The sequence below is a fragment of the Nonomuraea sp. NPDC049646 genome, assembly GCF_044465525.1.
GTDB lineage: Bacteria > Actinomycetota > Actinomycetes > Streptosporangiales > Streptosporangiaceae > Nonomuraea.
In genome coordinates, this window is sequence record NZ_JBITLU010000027.1 from 76,296 (window position 1) to 90,508 (window position 14,213).

Consider the following 14,213-nt stretch of genomic DNA (forward strand, 5'->3'; position numbering starts at 1 on the left):
GTTACTCTCTGTTACGTGTGCTGGTGCTACGCCTCCCCCTGGGGCACCTGCCGGCGCTGCGCCCCCGGCGGCAAGAACCGCACCTGCCGCGCCTGCGAGGGCACCGGCATGCGGCCCCGCCTCGGCTGGCAGCTCTACGTCTACCTCCGGCGCCTGCACCACGACGGCACCCGCTGACCCCGGACTCTCCCACCCGCGAAGGGACACCCGCCATGACCAAGAAGATCTATGCCCTCGACGCCGTCACCCCTGGAAGCCTCTGGGCCGATATGCGCGCCCCCGGTCGAACCATCCTGGTCGAATCCCTCGACGGCCGACACGCCATCTGCACCACCCTGACCAACTCCCACGAGGTTCAACGCGTCATCGACCTGCCCAAAGAGGTGACGTGCAGCAACTCCCGCGACATGCGCGGCACGACCCACCGCATCAGCCTTCACCGCTTCCGCCCTACCTGCAAGGGCTTCGTGTTCGTCACCGCGACCGGTGCTCACCTGTCATCTCGGCTCACCACCTACTGACCTCCGGAAGATCCGCCATGACTACCTTTCCGCCTCCTGTTCAGAACGCTCTCGACTACGGTCGCAGCCTGGCTGCCGTGCGCGTGCTTGTCGATGACCTGCGCGGAGTACCCGGCGGCGACACGATCCACCTCACCTTCCTCATCGACGCGCCCGACGACTTCTTCGAGCTTTACGCCACCTGGGTCCCGGGCGCCGGCCTCTGGACGTTCTGCGACGCCTTCGCCCGGCCCTTCTCCCACCAGGACCACCTCATTCCGCTGGACACATGGGCCGCCGTGCGTGTCTTCCTCCACCGTCACACCGCCGTCTCGACCGCACTCCAGACCCCTGCCCCCCTCACCACCTGAGAGAGAAGACCCGCCATGTCCGGAGAGACCACGATCACCGTCATCGGCAACCTGACCGGCGACCCGGAGATGCACTACACCCAGACCGGCACTGCCGTGGCGAGCTTCACCATCGCCTCCAGCGCCCGCACCTATAACAAGCAGGTCGAACAGTGGCAGGACGGCGAGGTCCTGTTCATGCGCTGTAGCGCGTGGCGCGACCTCGGCGAGCACGTCGCCGAATCACTCAGCCGCGGCACCCGCGTCGTCGCCTTCGGCCGGCTGCGCATGCGCACCTACGAAAGCAGCGACGGCGAAAAGCGCACCGTCACCGAGATGACCGTGGACGAGATCGGCCCGTCCCTGCGCTTCGCCACCGCCAAACCGCAGAAGGCCGCGCGCACCGGCAGCAACGGCCACGCCAGCGGGGCGCCGGCCGACCCGTGGGCCACCGTCGCCGCGGCCGGCGACGAACCGCCCTTCTGAGGGCTTCCGCATCCATGAGCACGAGGGCGGAACGCGGCCTCGGCGACAAGCCGCCAAGCACAACCGCCGAGGCCGCCCGCCCGCTCCGATCAACCAGAGGAAGGCACCTGCCAGCATGACAGCCACCGCCACCACCGGCCACCGGATCTACCGGGGGCGCGTGTCCCTGGACTGGCACAAGCAGCGCCAGCACTGGGGCGGCGGACGCCGCCGCCCCTGCCGCTACTGCCACCGCCTGAGCTTCCTGCTTGACGACGACCGGCGCCCGGTCCACAAGGTCTGTCTGGAACAGGCGATGACCACCGCCCTCCAGCTCGCCCCTGACAGGCGTGCGGCATGACCGGCCTACTCACCGCAGCGTCGATGTGCTCAGGCTACGGAGGGCTGGACCTGGCCGTCGCCGCCGTGCTCGACACGCGCCTGCTGTGGGTCGCCGACAACGACGACGCCGCCGCACGGGTGCTCGCGCACCGCTTCCCCGAAGTGCCCAACCTCGGCGACCTGACCGGCATCGACTGGGGCACCGTCCCGGCGCCCGACGTGCTGACCGCCGGTTTCCCCTGCCAAGACCTCTCCTACGCCGGCCGCGGCGCGGGCATCAGGGAAGGAACACGAAGTGGCCTCTGGCACACCATCGCCGACGCCATCGCTACGCTACGACCCCGCTTGCTCGTGCTGGAGAACGTGCGGGCCATCGTTACTCGGCGACCTGGTCTTGACGTCGTCCTCGCTGACCTTGCCCGCCTCGGGTTCGATGCGGACTGGACATGTCTGCGAGCGTCCGACGTCGGCGCCGCCCACGAGCGGGAACGCTGGTTCTGCCTCGCCTGGCCTACTGCCGACACCGGTCGCTCGGGACGGCAAGGGGGCCGGCTACCGGGGACAACTGCCGAACGTGTTCACGCTGCCGCCGACGCCCCGCACCTCCGACACCAACGGGTCGGGCCTGCACGAGGACGGTGGGATGGACCTACGCACTGCGATCTCCCTCCTACCTTCTGGGGGCCCTACACCGGCGCTGTCACGCGCTGGGAAGCGACGTTCGGCCACCCGGCACCCCGGCCAGTTGAGCCTGGACGAGGCGGCAAGCCCCGGCTGAGCCCTCGCTTCTCCGAATGGCTCATGGGCCTGCCCCCCGGCTGGGTCACCGACGTACCCGGCATCTCCCGCAACGGCTACCTGCGCCTGATCGGCAACGGCGTCGTACCGCTTCAGGCCGCCGCCGCCGTGGCCGCACTACTGCCCGAACATCTGCGCCCCGACACCGTCACGTCCACCGAGGTGATCGCCGCATGACCGCACCACACCAGCACAACCCGATCGCCGCCGCGCTGGGAGCCGCCGCCCGAGGCTGGCCGGTCTTCCCGATCGCGGTGGGGGACAAGGCGCCCCCGCGCGGCTTCACCGACTGGGAGAAGCGCGCCACCTGCGCCCCCGACCGCATCCGCGCATGGTGGCGACACGCGCCCTACAACGTCGGCATCGCCACCGGCCCTGCCGGACTGATCGTGATCGACCTCGACCGGCCCAAGCCCGGCCAGCACCCGCCCGCCGAATGGGATCTGCCGGGCATCGGCGACGGCTCGGACGTGTTCGCGCTGATCTGCCAGCGCGCCGACATCCCGTTGGACCTCGAAACCCTCCAGGTCCGGACCCGGCGCGGCGGCCTGCACCTGTACTACACCGCCCCGCCCGGCGTCCGGCTCCCGAGCACCAACGGCAGCCTCGGATGGCTGATCGACACCCGCGCTTGGGGCGGGTACGTCGTCGCCCCCGGCAGCGCCGTCACCCTCCCGGATGGGGTCGGCAGCTACACCGTGCAGCACGCCACGACGCCCGCCCCGCTGCCCTCCTCCCTGTTCAAGCTGCTCAAGCCCGCCCTGCTACCGGCCAAGAGGCCCGTACACGTCCCCATCGCCGACGGCCGTCATTCCTCCTACCTGCGCGCGGCCCTGGATCGCGAGCTTGCGCACCTGGCCGCCGCTCAACCAGGCCAGCGCAACCGCTCTCTGTTCGGCGCCGCCGCCGCGCTCGGCGAACTCATCGCCGGCGGCGCGCTCCCCGAAGAGCCCGTCAAAGAGCTGCTTGAACAGGGAGGGGGCGACCTCGGACTGACCCGCAGCGAAGTCATCCGAACCATCGAATCCGGGTTGCGGCACGGCGCTCGCCGGCCCCGCCGCCTGGCCAACGTCTGACCACAGCCGTGGGAGGCACCATGACCCATCACCCGACCGGCGCACCGCTACTGGACCGGCTTCGCGCCGCCCTGACCCGCTACGTCATCCTGCCGACCCCGGAGGTCGCCGACGCCGTCACCCTGTGGATCGCGGCCACGCACGCCCAACCTGCGTGGGCGCACGCGCCCCGCCTGGTCATCCGTGGCCCGGAGAAGCGGTGCGGCAAGTCCCGGCTACTCGACATCGTGGAGGCCACCTGCCACAACCCGTTCATCACGGTCAACTCCTCCAGCGCCGCCGTCTACCGCTCCATCACCGACGACCCGCCCACCATGCTCGTGGACGAAGCCGACACCATCTTCGGCCCCAAGGCGGACGGCAACGAGGACCTTCGCGGCCTGCTGAATGCCGGTCATCAGCGCAACCGGCCGGCCAAACGCTACGACGCGGCCACCAACCGCGTGGAGAGCATTCCGACCTTCGCCATGGCCGCGCTCGCAGGCATCGGCGCCATGCCCGACACCATCGAAGACCGCGCCGTCGTCGTCCGCATGCGCCGCCGCGCGCCTGGTGAAACCGCCGCCCCGTACCGGCACCGCCGCGACCGCACGCCACTGCGTGACCTGGCCGCCGACCTCAACCAGTGGCTACGCGCCGACCTGGCCACCCTGGAGGAGGCCGAACCCGCCATGCCCGTGGAAGACCGCGCCGCCGACACCTGGGAACCGCTGGTCATCGTCGCCGACCACGCCGCCGGCACCTGGCCCGAGCGCGCCCGCGCCGCCGCCCTAGCACTCACCGCCGAGGCCGACGACAACGACCAGGCATCGGCGCGCGTGCGGCTGTTGGCCGACTGCCGCACCGCATTCGGCATCAACACGGTCCTGCCCACCGCCGTGCTTCTGGAACGGCTCAAGGCCGACCCTGAGGGGGAATGGAACGAGCACGGCCCGGTCGGCCTGACCGCGATGAAGCTCGGCACGATGCTGCGCGAATACGACATTCGCTCCGCCATGATGCGCTTCCCGCCCACCGGGCATCAGGCCAGGGGCTACCAACGCGCCGACTTCCTCGACGCCTGGGCGCGCTACTGCCCCACCCCCGAACCCACTCCGCCAGCTGGCGATGAAACCCCGCCGGAGGCCGACGTGCTGCCGTTCGAGCGAGGGAGCCGTACCAGCCGTACCAGCCTCATCAATGCAGGCCAGCGTGGTACGGCTTCCGCGCCTGGTACGGCTTAGCCGTACCACCGATTCAAGTCGTACCAGCCCTGACCAAGGAAGGTGCTGGTACGACTACCTCCTCAATCGTTAACCGAAGTAGGGTGCGACGAGCTTGGAGACTATTTCGCCTCGCCGAATTCGTCGCGCCCTCTCATTGCTTCCAGATATCACATCTACGTGGTATCGCCGAGCATCTGCCTCGTATTCCGCTTTGGGTGACTCATCGGCAGCTACCGCATCTACCGATGCATAGAAGGCATTCAGTTCTCTCGCGAGTCCTTCGGGGTCCACGCAGGTTTTATCGGTACGAGCCAGTTCGACAACGAGCGTGAAAAGGTCGTTCTTCTGCCAGGCTCGACTTTTCTCGTCAAGTCCGAGACTGTCTATGAGGTCTGCCGCTTTACGTATTCTTGCTTCCACGTCATCGCGAAGCGGGAAGTCGTCGTTGTATTTTCTGAGATACGCTTCGTGTTCCAGATCACGAGTAAAGTATCCAGATATCAGTGTGATGATAACGGTAAGGCACCAGCTCACGTCTAGCATCCGCCTGATGTCCGCAGCGGTAAATACTCGATGCTGATCCCACTGGTTCCAGCGGCTTATTTCTTCCGCGGCCTTCTTCAGCGCCCCATCGAAGCGCGCATGGTTAACTTCCATGGTATTGAGGCTATAGTTGGTCGAGTTCATGCGGTGGAAGACTTTCCGGATCTCGTCGATTTCCAATGTTCCGAGATCGCGGACCACGACATCATAGTTCAGGAAAGCGTGCTTTTTCTCGTCATCGAGGTCGACGTAAGGCGTAAGATCGCCAAGGCGGAGTAGCTCGGATTCCGTGAAGTACTGATAGATGGCAGTGATTCTTTGTTGACCATCAACGATCAGCTGACTTCCTGCACCGGTATCCAGATCGACGATTCCGTCGCAGAGAAATATCTCCGGAAAGGGAAGTCCTTCGAGCACGGTTTCTATAAAGAGCTGCTTGTGGCGATTGGTCCAGACAAGACGACGCTGAAATTCGGGTTGGGGAATCAGCGTGCCATTATTTATTGCGGTTAGGAGTTCTCGAATTTTCTTGTTCGTTGCTGTTGTCTTCACAACCGCTCACTTCCTTGGCATGCAGATACTGCAACGCTTTGATACGACTCTAGAGCATCCATGTCGTTCCAAACGACGAAAGTAACCTTGTATGGCCCTGCCGCCTGTTGGCGCTGCAACTCTCTCCCAAGTTCCCACAGTGAATTAGCGGTGGGCAGAGCTTCTGAAATGGGTATCGATCCAGGGTGAATGCTACCGCGGAGGTGCCCATTTTTGAAGCTTTTCAATTGATCTCGTGGCCAAAGGCCTTTGGCTGCCTGAAACTTCCTTGCCTCACGCCAAAGCTGATTATAAAGATCCGGAGAAACAACAGCAACGTCCACGTCCGAAGTGTCGCCGAAGACACGGTAGCGATGGTCAGGCTTGATGCTAAATCCCAGCTTTGCCGATCCGACCGTGTAGACATCACGGTTCGGATGAACTTGTAACTCCGCCGCCACAGCCTCCCTCAACTCTGCGTGCTTATCCCGAGTTATGGCCACGCATGGCCCATGCGTGATGAATTCACGCACTACCCGTAGGGGATCAGGGTGCTGCTTGAGCGCTTGACGGAACTGCCCTAGCGAGGCCTGGATCGCTGTCTCCAACTCCTCCTCAGTCACAGACCTAAGATATCGCAAACCGAGGGTATTGCTGAGCCAAAAGTTAGCTTGTCTGTCGATCCGTCCCCGAGTCCGGACATGAACAACCTTCGCTTCTTTCCTTCGGGTGGCCAGAGGCTGCCAACGGGGCCACCTTTGCTGGCGCATGGGCACGGTTCTGTCGCACCCCTTGCACCCAGCTGGCAACCTCGCACACCGCCAGCCGCCCGACATGCGTCCGTTCGAGCGGGGGAGCCGTACCAGCCGTACCAGCCTCATTAATGCAGGTCAGCGTGGTACAGCTTCCGCCTCTGGTACGGCTTAGCCGTACCACCGATTCAAGCCGTACCAGCCCTGACCAGGGAAAAGGAGGCTGGTACGGCTGGTACGGCTTCCCCTCAAACTGGCCCCCACATCCTCCTGACACGGCCTCGGCGACAAGTCGCCAATCACACCACTGAGGCCGGCCCTCCCCCGCTCCAATCTCCTCCGGAAGGAACGCGCCAGATGGCCACCGCCGCTCACCTGCACGCGATGCTAACCCTCGCCGAGGTCTGCACCGAACTCCAGATCTCCCGATCCACCTTCTACGACTGGCGGCAAAAGCGCCGCGCCCCCCGCTGCATCACCCTGCCCAACGGTTCGCTACGTGTCCGGCGCGCTGACCTCGACGCCTGGCTGAACGCCCGAGGGGACGCCGCCTGATGGAGAACACCACCTACAGCGTCCGCATTTACAAGACCGAAGCCCGCAAGAATGCCGCCGGTAAGGTCACCTCCTACCGCGTCGAGTGGGCCACCGGCGGCAAGCGCTGGAGAAGCACGTTCCAGAAGAGCGCTCAAGCGGACGCCTACCGCAGCAAGCTTCTGATTGCTGCCCGTGAAGGGGAGTCTTTCAGCATGCTCACCGGCGAGCCGGTTTCGTGGAACCGAGCCAAACGCCCCGAAATGAGCTGGTACGACTTCGCCTGCAAGTTCGCCGACTTCAAGTGGAAGGCCGCCTCGGCGAAGTACCGGCAAGACATTGCCCGCGCCCTCACCGCAGCCACCCCCGCCATGCTTGCAGGCAGCAAGGGCAAACCTGCCGATCTTGACCTGCGCACGGCCATGCGCCGGTGGGGATTCAACACTAAGCAGCGCGCCGAGGCCTCCAAGGAAACGGCCGAGGTACTGGCGTGGCTCTCCAAGAACACTTGCCCTGTTTCCGCACTCGCCGAGGCCGCCGCCGTGCGCGTGTTGCTCGACGCGGCCACTTCGCGTCTGAACGGCAAGCCAGCCGCCACGAGCACGATCCGCCGACACAAGACCATCCTTCAAAACGCCCTCGACTACGCCGTAGAGCTGAAGCTTCTGGACGCCAACCCGATCAAGGCCCTCAAATGGAAGCCGCCGAGGGTCACCTACGAGGTGGACAAGCGCAGCGTCGTCAATCACACGCAAGCCCGCCGTCTTCTCGCCGAGGTGGCGGCGCAGAAACCCAGCGGAAAGCGTCTGGTCGCGTTCTTCGCCATCATCTACTACGCCGGCCTTCGCCCCGAGGAAGTGGTCAAACTCGCGAAAGACAACGTCACCCTTCCCGACCTGGTGAGGAATCCGGAATCAGGAGAGTTGGAGGAACCCGCCGACGATTGGGGAGAGCTCCACTTTGCGACGGCGGCGCCCTTCGCCGGCCGTGAGTGGACTGATGACGGCAGCCTGCGCGAGGAACGCGCCCTCAAGCACCGTGCCGAGGGCGAGACGCGAACCGTGCCCTGCCCGCCCGCACTCACCCGGATACTCCGCGCCCACCTCGCGGAGTTCGGCATCAAGCCCGGAGAACGGCTGTTCATCGGCGTTCACGGGGGCGAGGTGCCCGGCATCACCTGCCGTCGCGTGTGGGCCAAGGCCAGAGAGAAGGCCCTGACCGGGCAGGAAGCACAGTCACCACTGGCCAGGAGGATCTACGACTTGCGTCACGCCTGCGTCTCGACCTGGCTCAACGCCGGCGTACCGGCCACACAGGTGGCCGAATGGGCAGGTCACAGCGTGGAAGTCCTGCTCAGGATCTACGCCAAGTGCGTCATCGGCCAGGACGCGGTCGCGAGACAGCGCATCGACCAGGCACTGAGCGACGACCAGCGCGACCCGTGATCGTGGGGAGGCATTGGGGAGAGCCACCCGCAAATGCTCGGCATCAGCCGTTGACAGCCGGACACGAAATGCCCTCGCCTTGCCGCAACAGCGCAGGTCAGGCGAGGGTTTCCCCTGGTTGTGATCTGCGCGCCCTGCAGGATTCGAACCTGCGACCGTCGGATTAGAAGTCCGGTGCTCTATCCAGCTGAGCTAAGGGCGCTCCTGCCTTATTGTGCATGATCCGGCGACTTGTCACGCACACGTTCTGGTCGTGTCAGGCCGACAGGGCGATCACCAGCCACATGAACAGGGTTCCCGTGACCGTGGCGGCCAGGGTCCAGCCGGTGGCGCGTCTGGTTGTGTGGGCCTCCGGGAGGATGTCGGAGATGGCCAGGTAGAGGAGGAATCCGGCGAAAAGGCCCAGGTAGGCGGTCAGGACGTGGGACGGGATGGCGATGAGGAAGGTCAGGGTGGCGCCGATCACGGGGGCGAGGGCGTCCAGGGCCAGGAGGGTGAGGGCGCGGCGGCGGGCGTTTCCGTACAGAGACGTGATCGTGTACGTGTTGAAGCCGTCGGTGAAGTCGTGGGCGATGACGCCGATGGCCACGGCGACGGCGAGCGAGGCGTCCGTCTGGTAGGAGGCTCCGATGGCGGCGCCGTCCAGGAGGCTGTGGATGACCAGGGCGGATCCGGCCGTGACACCTACGCCGGCTCGGGCGTGGCGGTGGGCGGCGTAGTCGCCTTCGTGGGCGTCGTGCATGCCCATAGAGCGTTCGACGATGTGGATGCCGAGGAACGCCAGGGCGAACATGAGCATCGGGAGGGGGACGCCGAGCACGTCGAGGGCGTCCCGGGTGAGGGCTTCAGGGAGGAGGTCGAAGGCCACCACGCCGAGCATCACGCCCGCGGCGGCGCCGAGCACGAGGTGGCGGTTGTTCTTGACGCGGTCGGCGACCAGCCCGCCCAGCAGCGTCATGAGGAAGGCCGCCAAGGAGAGCAGGATGGGCACGGTTCCTCAGGCTAGGGGGTGGCCGGGAGGCAGGGGCGGTACGACACTCGGCCGCGGAATTCGAGGGCACAGGGGGATTCGAGGCATGAGCGGAATCGAGGGCACGGGTTCGAGAACAGGCACGTGAGCGGCACGGGTTTCGAGGACAAGCTCGCAGGAGCACGGGTTCGAGGACCGGCTCGCGGTGGGCGCGGGTTCGCGGACCACCTCGCGGGAGGACACGGCTCCGGAGACAGGCGCGCAAAAAGGCGCAGGTTCCAGGACAGGCTCAGCAACAGCACAGGATTCAGGGCCAGGCTCGCGGAAGAGCACGGGTTCAGGGAAGGCGCTCGCGGAAGAGCACGGGTTCAGGGAAGGCGCTCGCGCAAGGGCACGGGTGCAGGGAGAGGCTCACAGAAGGACACGGGTTCGGGGAAAGGGGCGGGATCCGCAGGGCACGGCGTCCGTCGGTCGCGGAGGCGTCGGTGGTGGGTGCGGGTTGGTGTGGGTGCAGGACGGTGCGGCGCAGTGCGGGGGGAGCGGGCAGCGCAGAGCGGGCAGCGCAGAGCGGGCAGCGCAGAGCGGGCAGCGCGGAGCGGGCAGCGCGGAGCGGGGGCGGAACGGGCGGCACGGAGCGGGGGGCGGGGCAGGCGGGGCGGTGCGGGGCGCGCAATGGGGGGTGATCCCGGTACGGGGGACAGGGTGGCCCGGAGTTGGGTGAAGGACGTGCCGGAAAGCGGGGAGACGGGGGCAGGTGGGGAGGGAGGGGGTGGGGGAAAGGGCAGGCGGCCCTGGGGCAAATGGGGCTAAGCTGTTGTGGCATGGTCGCGACGCTCCTGCATGAGATTCCCCTGCAGGGCGGGGACGTGACAGACGGGGTGGTGCGCGTCGGTGACACGGTGCGCAGGCCGGTCGGTCCGGCCACGCCCGCCGTGCACGCCCTGCTCAGACACCTTGAGGCAGCCGGGTTCGGGGGTGCGCCGCGGGTCCTGGGAACGGACGGCTTAGGGCGCGAGATCCTCACGTACGTCCCGGGGCGAAGCGGGTTGTGCCTGGCCGGTTCGAGCGACGCGTTCCTGGTGGACCTGGCGATGCTGGTCAGAGAGTTCCACGACGCGACCGCCGGGTTCCCGCTCGACGCCGGCGGGTGGGAAGGCGGGTCGAACGACGACCGCGCGCCGGAGGTCATCGGGCATTGCGACCTGACGCCGGACAACGTGATCTCCCGTCAGGACGCCGGCGTCCCCACGGCCGCCCCCGTCGCGCTGATCGACTTCGACCTCGCCCGGCCCACCACCCGGCTGTTCGACATCGTCACCACCCTCCGCCACTGGGCCCCGATCGCCGACCCCGTCGACCGCCACCCCCTCCAGCGCGACGCCGACGTGGGAGCCAGGATCCGCCTGTTCTGCGACGCCTACGGCCTCGCGCCGCGCGAGCGCCGGCGGCTGCTCGAACTGTCCAGGCTCCGCTTCCACCGCTCCTACGACGTCATGCGCACCCGCGCCCGGGCCGGCGGGAACTGGGGCAAGATGTGGGCGGGCGGCGCCGGGGAACGCATCCGCCGGGCGGCAGCCTGGCTGGATGTGCACGAAGATGAGCTTCATGCCCATTTGGTATGACCCGCTAGGTCTCGCGCTTGGTGTCGCACTCGACCAGGTTCTCGGCGATCCGCGCAGCTCGGCCCACCCCGTCGCCCTGTTCGGACGGGCGGCGGCGAAGCTGGAGGAGTCGTCGTACGGCGACACGAGGTGGCGCGGGGTGGTCCATGTCGGGATCTGCGTCGGGAGCGCGGCCGCCCTGGGCGTGCTGGCCCAGCGGAGCGGCGACCGGGCCGTCCGTACGGCGGTGACGGCGTTCGCCACGTGGGCCGTGCTCGGCGGCACGACGCTCGCCCGCGAAGGCGTGCACATGGCCGAGGCCCTGGAGCAGGCCGATCTCCGGCGGGCCAGGGCCAGGCTCCCCCACCTGTGCGGCCGCGACCCCGCGGCGCTGGAGGCGCCCGAGCTGGCCAGGGCGACGGTGGAGTCGCTGGCGGAGAACACCTCCGACGCCGTGGTCGCCCCGCTGTTCTGGGGCGCGGTGGCGGGCGTGCCGGGGCTGCTGGCCTACCGGGCGGTCAACACGCTGGACGCCATGATCGGCCACCACTCCCCCCGCTACGAACGGTTCGGCTGGGCCGCGGCCCGGCTCGACGACGCGGCGAACTACGTACCGGCACGCGTGACGGGACTGCTGACGGCGGCGCTGGCCGACGACCCCGTCCGGGCGCTGCGGATGTTGCGACGGGACGGCCACCGCCACCCCAGCCCGAACGCGGGCAGGTGCGAGGCCGCCTTCGCCGGGGCGCTCGGCGTCACCCTCGGCGGCACGAACGTGTACGGCGGCCGGACGGAACACCGCCCCACGATGGGTGACGGCCCCAAGCCGGACGTCAAGGACATCCGGCGCGCCGCCCGGCTCACCCGCGCGGTCGGACTGGCGGCGGCGGGGCTGGCCGTGCTGACCGCATGGGGCCTGCGCCGCCGCCGTTCCGGATAATCGCAGTAATCAGCTGAATGGCGGTCAGCTCATTATCCGATTGAGATTGATCGCCAGCCAGATGACGAATGCGGCGACGGCGGTGACGGCGACCAGACCCTTCACCGCGTGGTGCGCGGTCTCCCGCCGCACCGTCACCTGCCGCTGCGTCTGCTTCCAGACCTGGCGAAGCATGATCATGTTCTGGAAGCGGCGTCCGAGCGCGAACAGGGCCAGCCCGATGAGGACGAACAGAATGACACGACCATCGGCAGGTTCCACGACACGGCCCCCTTTTTCGATCTTGAAGAAGAAGCGTGCCCCCGCACATTTGGTTACTCACGATACTCGTCTTGCAGCTGTTTGTTGATTAATTTATCGGGTCGAGATCCACCACAATGGGAGCGTGATCCGAGGGGCCCTTCCCCTTGCGCGCCTCGCGGTCGACGTACGCCGCCCGCACCCGTTCCGCGACGTCGGCGCTGGCGTAGACCAGGTCGATCCGCATGCCCTTGTTCTGGTGGAACATCCCGGCCCGGTAGTCCCAGTACGTGTACGGGTGCGGCCCCTTCATCGGCGTCGGCACCACGTCGCGCAGGCCGAGGTCGAGCAGCTCGGCGAGCGCGCGGCGTTCGGCGGGGGTGACGTGCGTGGAGCCGGCGAACAGCGCGGGATCCCAGACGTCGGCGTCGGTCGGCGCCACGTTGTAGTCGCCGCAGGCCACCAGCGGCGAGCCGGCCTCCTCGGCCAGCGCGTCCCGCAGCGCGGCGAACCACGCCAGCTTGTAGGCGTAGTGCGGCGAGTCGACCGCGCGGCCGTTCGGCGCGTACAGGGACCAGACCCGCAGGCCGCCGCAGGTCGCGCCGAGCGCGCGGGCCTCGGGACGGGCGGCGCCCACCCCGTCGAGCTCGGCGAAGCCCGGCTCGCCGGGGAAGCTCGGCGTCACCTCCTCCAGCCCGACCCTCGACAGCACGGCGACGCCGTTCCACCGGCCGTCGCCGTGGGCGGCGGCGGCGTAGCCGAGCTCGCCCACCTCCGCCACGGGGAACGACTCCGCGGGACACTTCGTCTCCTGCAGGCAGACGATGTCGGGCTCGGTCGCGGCCAGCCAGTCGAGCAGGCGCGGCAGCCGTGCCTTGACCGAGTTCACGTTCCAGGTCGCCAGGCGCATCCTCCCAGCCTGCCACGACCACTCGCGGCAGCCGAGGTCAGACCGCCTTCATGAGGGCGGCCGAGACGTCGCGCAGGAAGCCGCCCGCGCCCGCGTCGAGCGCGGCCTTGGCCTGGCGCACGGCGTCGAGGACGTTGCCCGCCGCGCTCGGCGAGTCCTCCACCACCATGCGCAGCTCGACCTCCAGCGGGGAGCCGCCGAACCCCTCGCCCTCCAGCCGGATGAAGGCGATCTTGCGGTCGTCGAGGAAGGGCAGGTACTGGGCGCCGACGTGGGTGGAGGTGCCGGCGCCGGACGCCTTGGTGGCCCGCTTGCCGGCCATCCTGGCCGGGTCCTGGAGGTTGACGAAGTCCATGTTGCCCCCGGCCAGGAGCTGGTGGCCGGCGCGCAGCCGGACCCCGCTCGCGGTCAGGGCGTCGACCAGCGCCCGGTGCACGAGCGTGGCGCCGAAGGAGCTCTTCAGGTCGTCGCCGAGCAGCGGCAGCCCGGCCGCGGCGAAGCGGTCGCGCCAGCGTGCGGAGCGGGCGAGCACGGCGGGCATGCAGTTGACGAACGCGCAGCCGGCCTCGATCGCGGCCTCGGCGTACCGCTCGGCGGCGCGCTGGGCGCCGGTGGGCAGGAAGTTCACCACGACCTGGGAGCCGGTCTCGCGCAGGTGGGCGGCCACGTCGGCGACCGTCGCGGCGCCGCTCGGCTCGACCAGCCCGGCCGAGCCCTCGCCCACGCCGTCGGCCAGGATTCCCTCGCGCACCGGCACGTCCAGGTGCGGCACGTCGGCGAAGCGGCGGGAGTTGTTCGGCGGCGCCCAGATCGCCTGCGACAGGTCCAGGCCGAGCTTGGCCCGGCCGACGTCGAAGGCGGCGGTGAAACGCACGTCGGAGACTGCGTACCCGGCGCACACGGGGTTGAGCAGGCCGGGCGCCTCGCCGTCGCGGTAGTACTCGACGCCCTGCACGAGGGACGACACGCAGTTGCCCACGCCGACGAGGGCGACGTTCACGGTGGTCATGC

Annotated in this window: 18 protein-coding genes and 1 tRNA gene; 12 read left to right on the forward strand and 7 right to left on the reverse strand. The window is 68.0% G+C overall.

Annotated features, from left to right (window positions below; translation table 11 throughout):
• The first annotated feature begins 15 nt into the window (after positions 1-15).
• From ACIBQ8_RS47380 to ACIBQ8_RS47415, 8 genes are all read left to right on the forward strand, one after another.
• The gene (locus ACIBQ8_RS47380; protein WP_397195462.1) at positions 16-177 is read left to right on the forward strand and encodes a hypothetical protein; all 162 of its coding nucleotides are present in this window, start codon (positions 16-18) and stop codon (positions 175-177) included.
• 35 nt (positions 178-212) lie between these two features.
• Positions 213-521: a hypothetical protein gene (locus ACIBQ8_RS47385; protein WP_397195463.1), complete on the forward strand. Its 309-nt coding sequence runs from the start codon at positions 213-215 to the stop codon at positions 519-521.
• Between the two features lie 77 nt (positions 522-598).
• On the forward strand, positions 599-871 hold the full coding sequence (locus tag ACIBQ8_RS47390) for a hypothetical protein (protein ID WP_397195464.1): 273 nt from the start codon (positions 599-601) through the stop codon (positions 869-871).
• A gap of 15 nt (positions 872-886) precedes the next feature.
• On the forward strand, positions 887-1,336 hold the full coding sequence (locus ACIBQ8_RS47395; RefSeq protein WP_397195465.1) for a single-stranded DNA-binding protein: 450 nt from the start codon (positions 887-889) through the stop codon (positions 1,334-1,336).
• Between the two features lie 115 nt (positions 1,337-1,451).
• Positions 1,452-1,676: a hypothetical protein gene (locus ACIBQ8_RS47400; protein WP_397195466.1), complete on the forward strand. Its 225-nt coding sequence runs from the start codon at positions 1,452-1,454 to the stop codon at positions 1,674-1,676.
• Positions 1,673-2,632 (forward strand): DNA cytosine methyltransferase, encoded by a 960-nt coding sequence (locus ACIBQ8_RS47405; protein WP_397195467.1) that lies wholly within the window; start codon positions 1,673-1,675, stop codon positions 2,630-2,632. Before ACIBQ8_RS47400 ends, ACIBQ8_RS47405 begins: the two co-directional genes overlap by 4 nt.
• Positions 2,629-3,531, forward strand: a complete 903-nt coding sequence (locus tag ACIBQ8_RS47410; protein WP_397195468.1) for a bifunctional DNA primase/polymerase — start codon at positions 2,629-2,631, stop codon at positions 3,529-3,531. The genes ACIBQ8_RS47405 and ACIBQ8_RS47410 overlap by 4 nt, the downstream gene beginning before the upstream one ends.
• Positions 3,532-3,551: 20 nt before the next feature.
• Positions 3,552-4,754 carry a DUF3631 domain-containing protein gene (locus ACIBQ8_RS47415; RefSeq protein WP_397195469.1) on the forward strand — a complete coding sequence of 401 codons (1,203 nt, stop codon included), beginning with the start codon at positions 3,552-3,554 and terminating at the stop codon, positions 4,752-4,754.
• 69 nt (positions 4,755-4,823) lie between these two features.
• On the opposite strand, the gene ACIBQ8_RS47420 is transcribed toward ACIBQ8_RS47415, so the two are convergent.
• Both ACIBQ8_RS47420 and ACIBQ8_RS47425 read right to left on the reverse strand, forming a co-directional pair.
• On the reverse strand, positions 4,824-5,831 hold the full coding sequence (locus tag ACIBQ8_RS47420; RefSeq protein ID WP_397195470.1) for a DUF262 domain-containing protein: 1,008 nt from the start codon (positions 5,829-5,831) through the stop codon (positions 4,824-4,826).
• Complete coding sequence (locus ACIBQ8_RS47425; RefSeq protein WP_397195471.1) at positions 5,828-6,433, reverse strand: hypothetical protein; 606 nt, start codon at positions 6,431-6,433, stop codon at positions 5,828-5,830. The genes ACIBQ8_RS47420 and ACIBQ8_RS47425 overlap by 4 nt, the downstream gene beginning before the upstream one ends.
• A 486-nt stretch (positions 6,434-6,919) precedes the next feature.
• Between ACIBQ8_RS47425 and ACIBQ8_RS47430 the strand changes: the two genes are divergently transcribed.
• Both ACIBQ8_RS47430 and ACIBQ8_RS47435 read left to right on the forward strand, forming a co-directional pair.
• The gene (locus ACIBQ8_RS47430) at positions 6,920-7,117 is read left to right on the forward strand and encodes a helix-turn-helix transcriptional regulator (RefSeq protein WP_397195472.1); all 198 of its coding nucleotides are present in this window, start codon (positions 6,920-6,922) and stop codon (positions 7,115-7,117) included.
• Positions 7,117-8,541, forward strand: a complete 1,425-nt coding sequence (locus tag ACIBQ8_RS47435) for a tyrosine-type recombinase/integrase (RefSeq protein WP_397195473.1) — start codon at positions 7,117-7,119, stop codon at positions 8,539-8,541. The genes ACIBQ8_RS47430 and ACIBQ8_RS47435 overlap by 1 nt, the downstream gene beginning before the upstream one ends.
• A gap of 128 nt (positions 8,542-8,669) precedes the next feature.
• On the opposite strand, the gene ACIBQ8_RS47440 is transcribed toward ACIBQ8_RS47435, so the two are convergent.
• Positions 8,670-8,743: transfer RNA gene (locus ACIBQ8_RS47440), tRNA-Arg, on the reverse strand.
• Positions 8,744-8,797: 54 nt separating this feature from the next.
• Complete coding sequence (locus tag ACIBQ8_RS47445) at positions 8,798-9,532, reverse strand: ZIP family metal transporter (protein WP_397195474.1); 735 nt, start codon at positions 9,530-9,532, stop codon at positions 8,798-8,800.
• An 800-nt stretch (positions 9,533-10,332) separates the two neighbouring features.
• Here ACIBQ8_RS47445 and ACIBQ8_RS47450 point away from each other — a divergent pair.
• A complete protein-coding gene (locus ACIBQ8_RS47450) occupies positions 10,333-11,133 on the forward strand; it encodes a phosphotransferase (protein WP_397195475.1) in 801 nt (266 codons plus the stop codon).
• Positions 11,117-12,052, forward strand: coding sequence for a cobalamin biosynthesis protein (locus ACIBQ8_RS47455; protein ID WP_397195476.1), 936 nt, complete (start codon positions 11,117-11,119; stop codon positions 12,050-12,052). Before ACIBQ8_RS47450 ends, ACIBQ8_RS47455 begins: the two co-directional genes overlap by 17 nt.
• Positions 12,053-12,076: 24 nt before the next feature.
• Here the strand turns inward: ACIBQ8_RS47455 and ACIBQ8_RS47460 are convergent, their stop codons facing one another.
• The 3 genes from ACIBQ8_RS47460 to ACIBQ8_RS47470 form a co-directional block, all read right to left on the reverse strand.
• Positions 12,077-12,313: a hypothetical protein gene (locus ACIBQ8_RS47460; protein ID WP_357978197.1), complete on the reverse strand. Its 237-nt coding sequence runs from the start codon at positions 12,311-12,313 to the stop codon at positions 12,077-12,079.
• An 88-nt stretch (positions 12,314-12,401) separates the two neighbouring features.
• A complete protein-coding gene (locus tag ACIBQ8_RS47465) occupies positions 12,402-13,202 on the reverse strand; it encodes an exodeoxyribonuclease III (protein ID WP_397195477.1) in 801 nt (266 codons plus the stop codon).
• Between the two features lie 37 nt (positions 13,203-13,239).
• Complete coding sequence (locus tag ACIBQ8_RS47470; protein WP_397172043.1) at positions 13,240-14,211, reverse strand: inositol-3-phosphate synthase; 972 nt, start codon at positions 14,209-14,211, stop codon at positions 13,240-13,242.
• Positions 14,212-14,213 lie beyond the last annotated feature (2 nt).

What these genes read in the sequence shown, in the direction of transcription:
- ACIBQ8_RS47385 (WP_397195463.1), top strand. Translation starts at nt 213, where the DNA reads ATGACCAAGAAGATCTATGCCCTCGACGCCGTCACCCCTGGAAGCCTC.
- ACIBQ8_RS47395 (WP_397195465.1), top strand. Translation starts at nt 887, where the DNA reads ATGTCCGGAGAGACCACGATCACCGTCATCGGCAACCTGACCGGCGAC.
- ACIBQ8_RS47400 (WP_397195466.1), top strand. Translation starts at nt 1,452, where the DNA reads ATGACAGCCACCGCCACCACCGGCCACCGGATCTACCGGGGGCGCGTG.
- ACIBQ8_RS47405 (WP_397195467.1), top strand. Translation starts at nt 1,673, where the DNA reads ATGACCGGCCTACTCACCGCAGCGTCGATGTGCTCAGGCTACGGAGGG.
- ACIBQ8_RS47410 (WP_397195468.1), top strand. Translation starts at nt 2,629, where the DNA reads ATGACCGCACCACACCAGCACAACCCGATCGCCGCCGCGCTGGGAGCC.
- ACIBQ8_RS47415 (WP_397195469.1), top strand. Translation starts at nt 3,552, where the DNA reads ATGACCCATCACCCGACCGGCGCACCGCTACTGGACCGGCTTCGCGCC.
- ACIBQ8_RS47430 (WP_397195472.1), top strand. Translation starts at nt 6,920, where the DNA reads ATGGCCACCGCCGCTCACCTGCACGCGATGCTAACCCTCGCCGAGGTC.
- ACIBQ8_RS47435 (WP_397195473.1), top strand. Translation starts at nt 7,117, where the DNA reads ATGGAGAACACCACCTACAGCGTCCGCATTTACAAGACCGAAGCCCGC.
- ACIBQ8_RS47450 (WP_397195475.1), top strand. Translation starts at nt 10,333, where the DNA reads ATGGTCGCGACGCTCCTGCATGAGATTCCCCTGCAGGGCGGGGACGTG.
- ACIBQ8_RS47455 (WP_397195476.1), top strand. Translation starts at nt 11,117, where the DNA reads ATGCCCATTTGGTATGACCCGCTAGGTCTCGCGCTTGGTGTCGCACTC.
- ACIBQ8_RS47465 (WP_397195477.1), bottom strand. Translation starts at nt 13,202, where the DNA reads ATGCGCCTGGCGACCTGGAACGTGAACTCGGTCAAGGCACGGCTGCCG.
- ACIBQ8_RS47470 (WP_397172043.1), bottom strand. Translation starts at nt 14,211, where the DNA reads ATGACCACCGTGAACGTCGCCCTCGTCGGCGTGGGCAACTGCGTGTCG.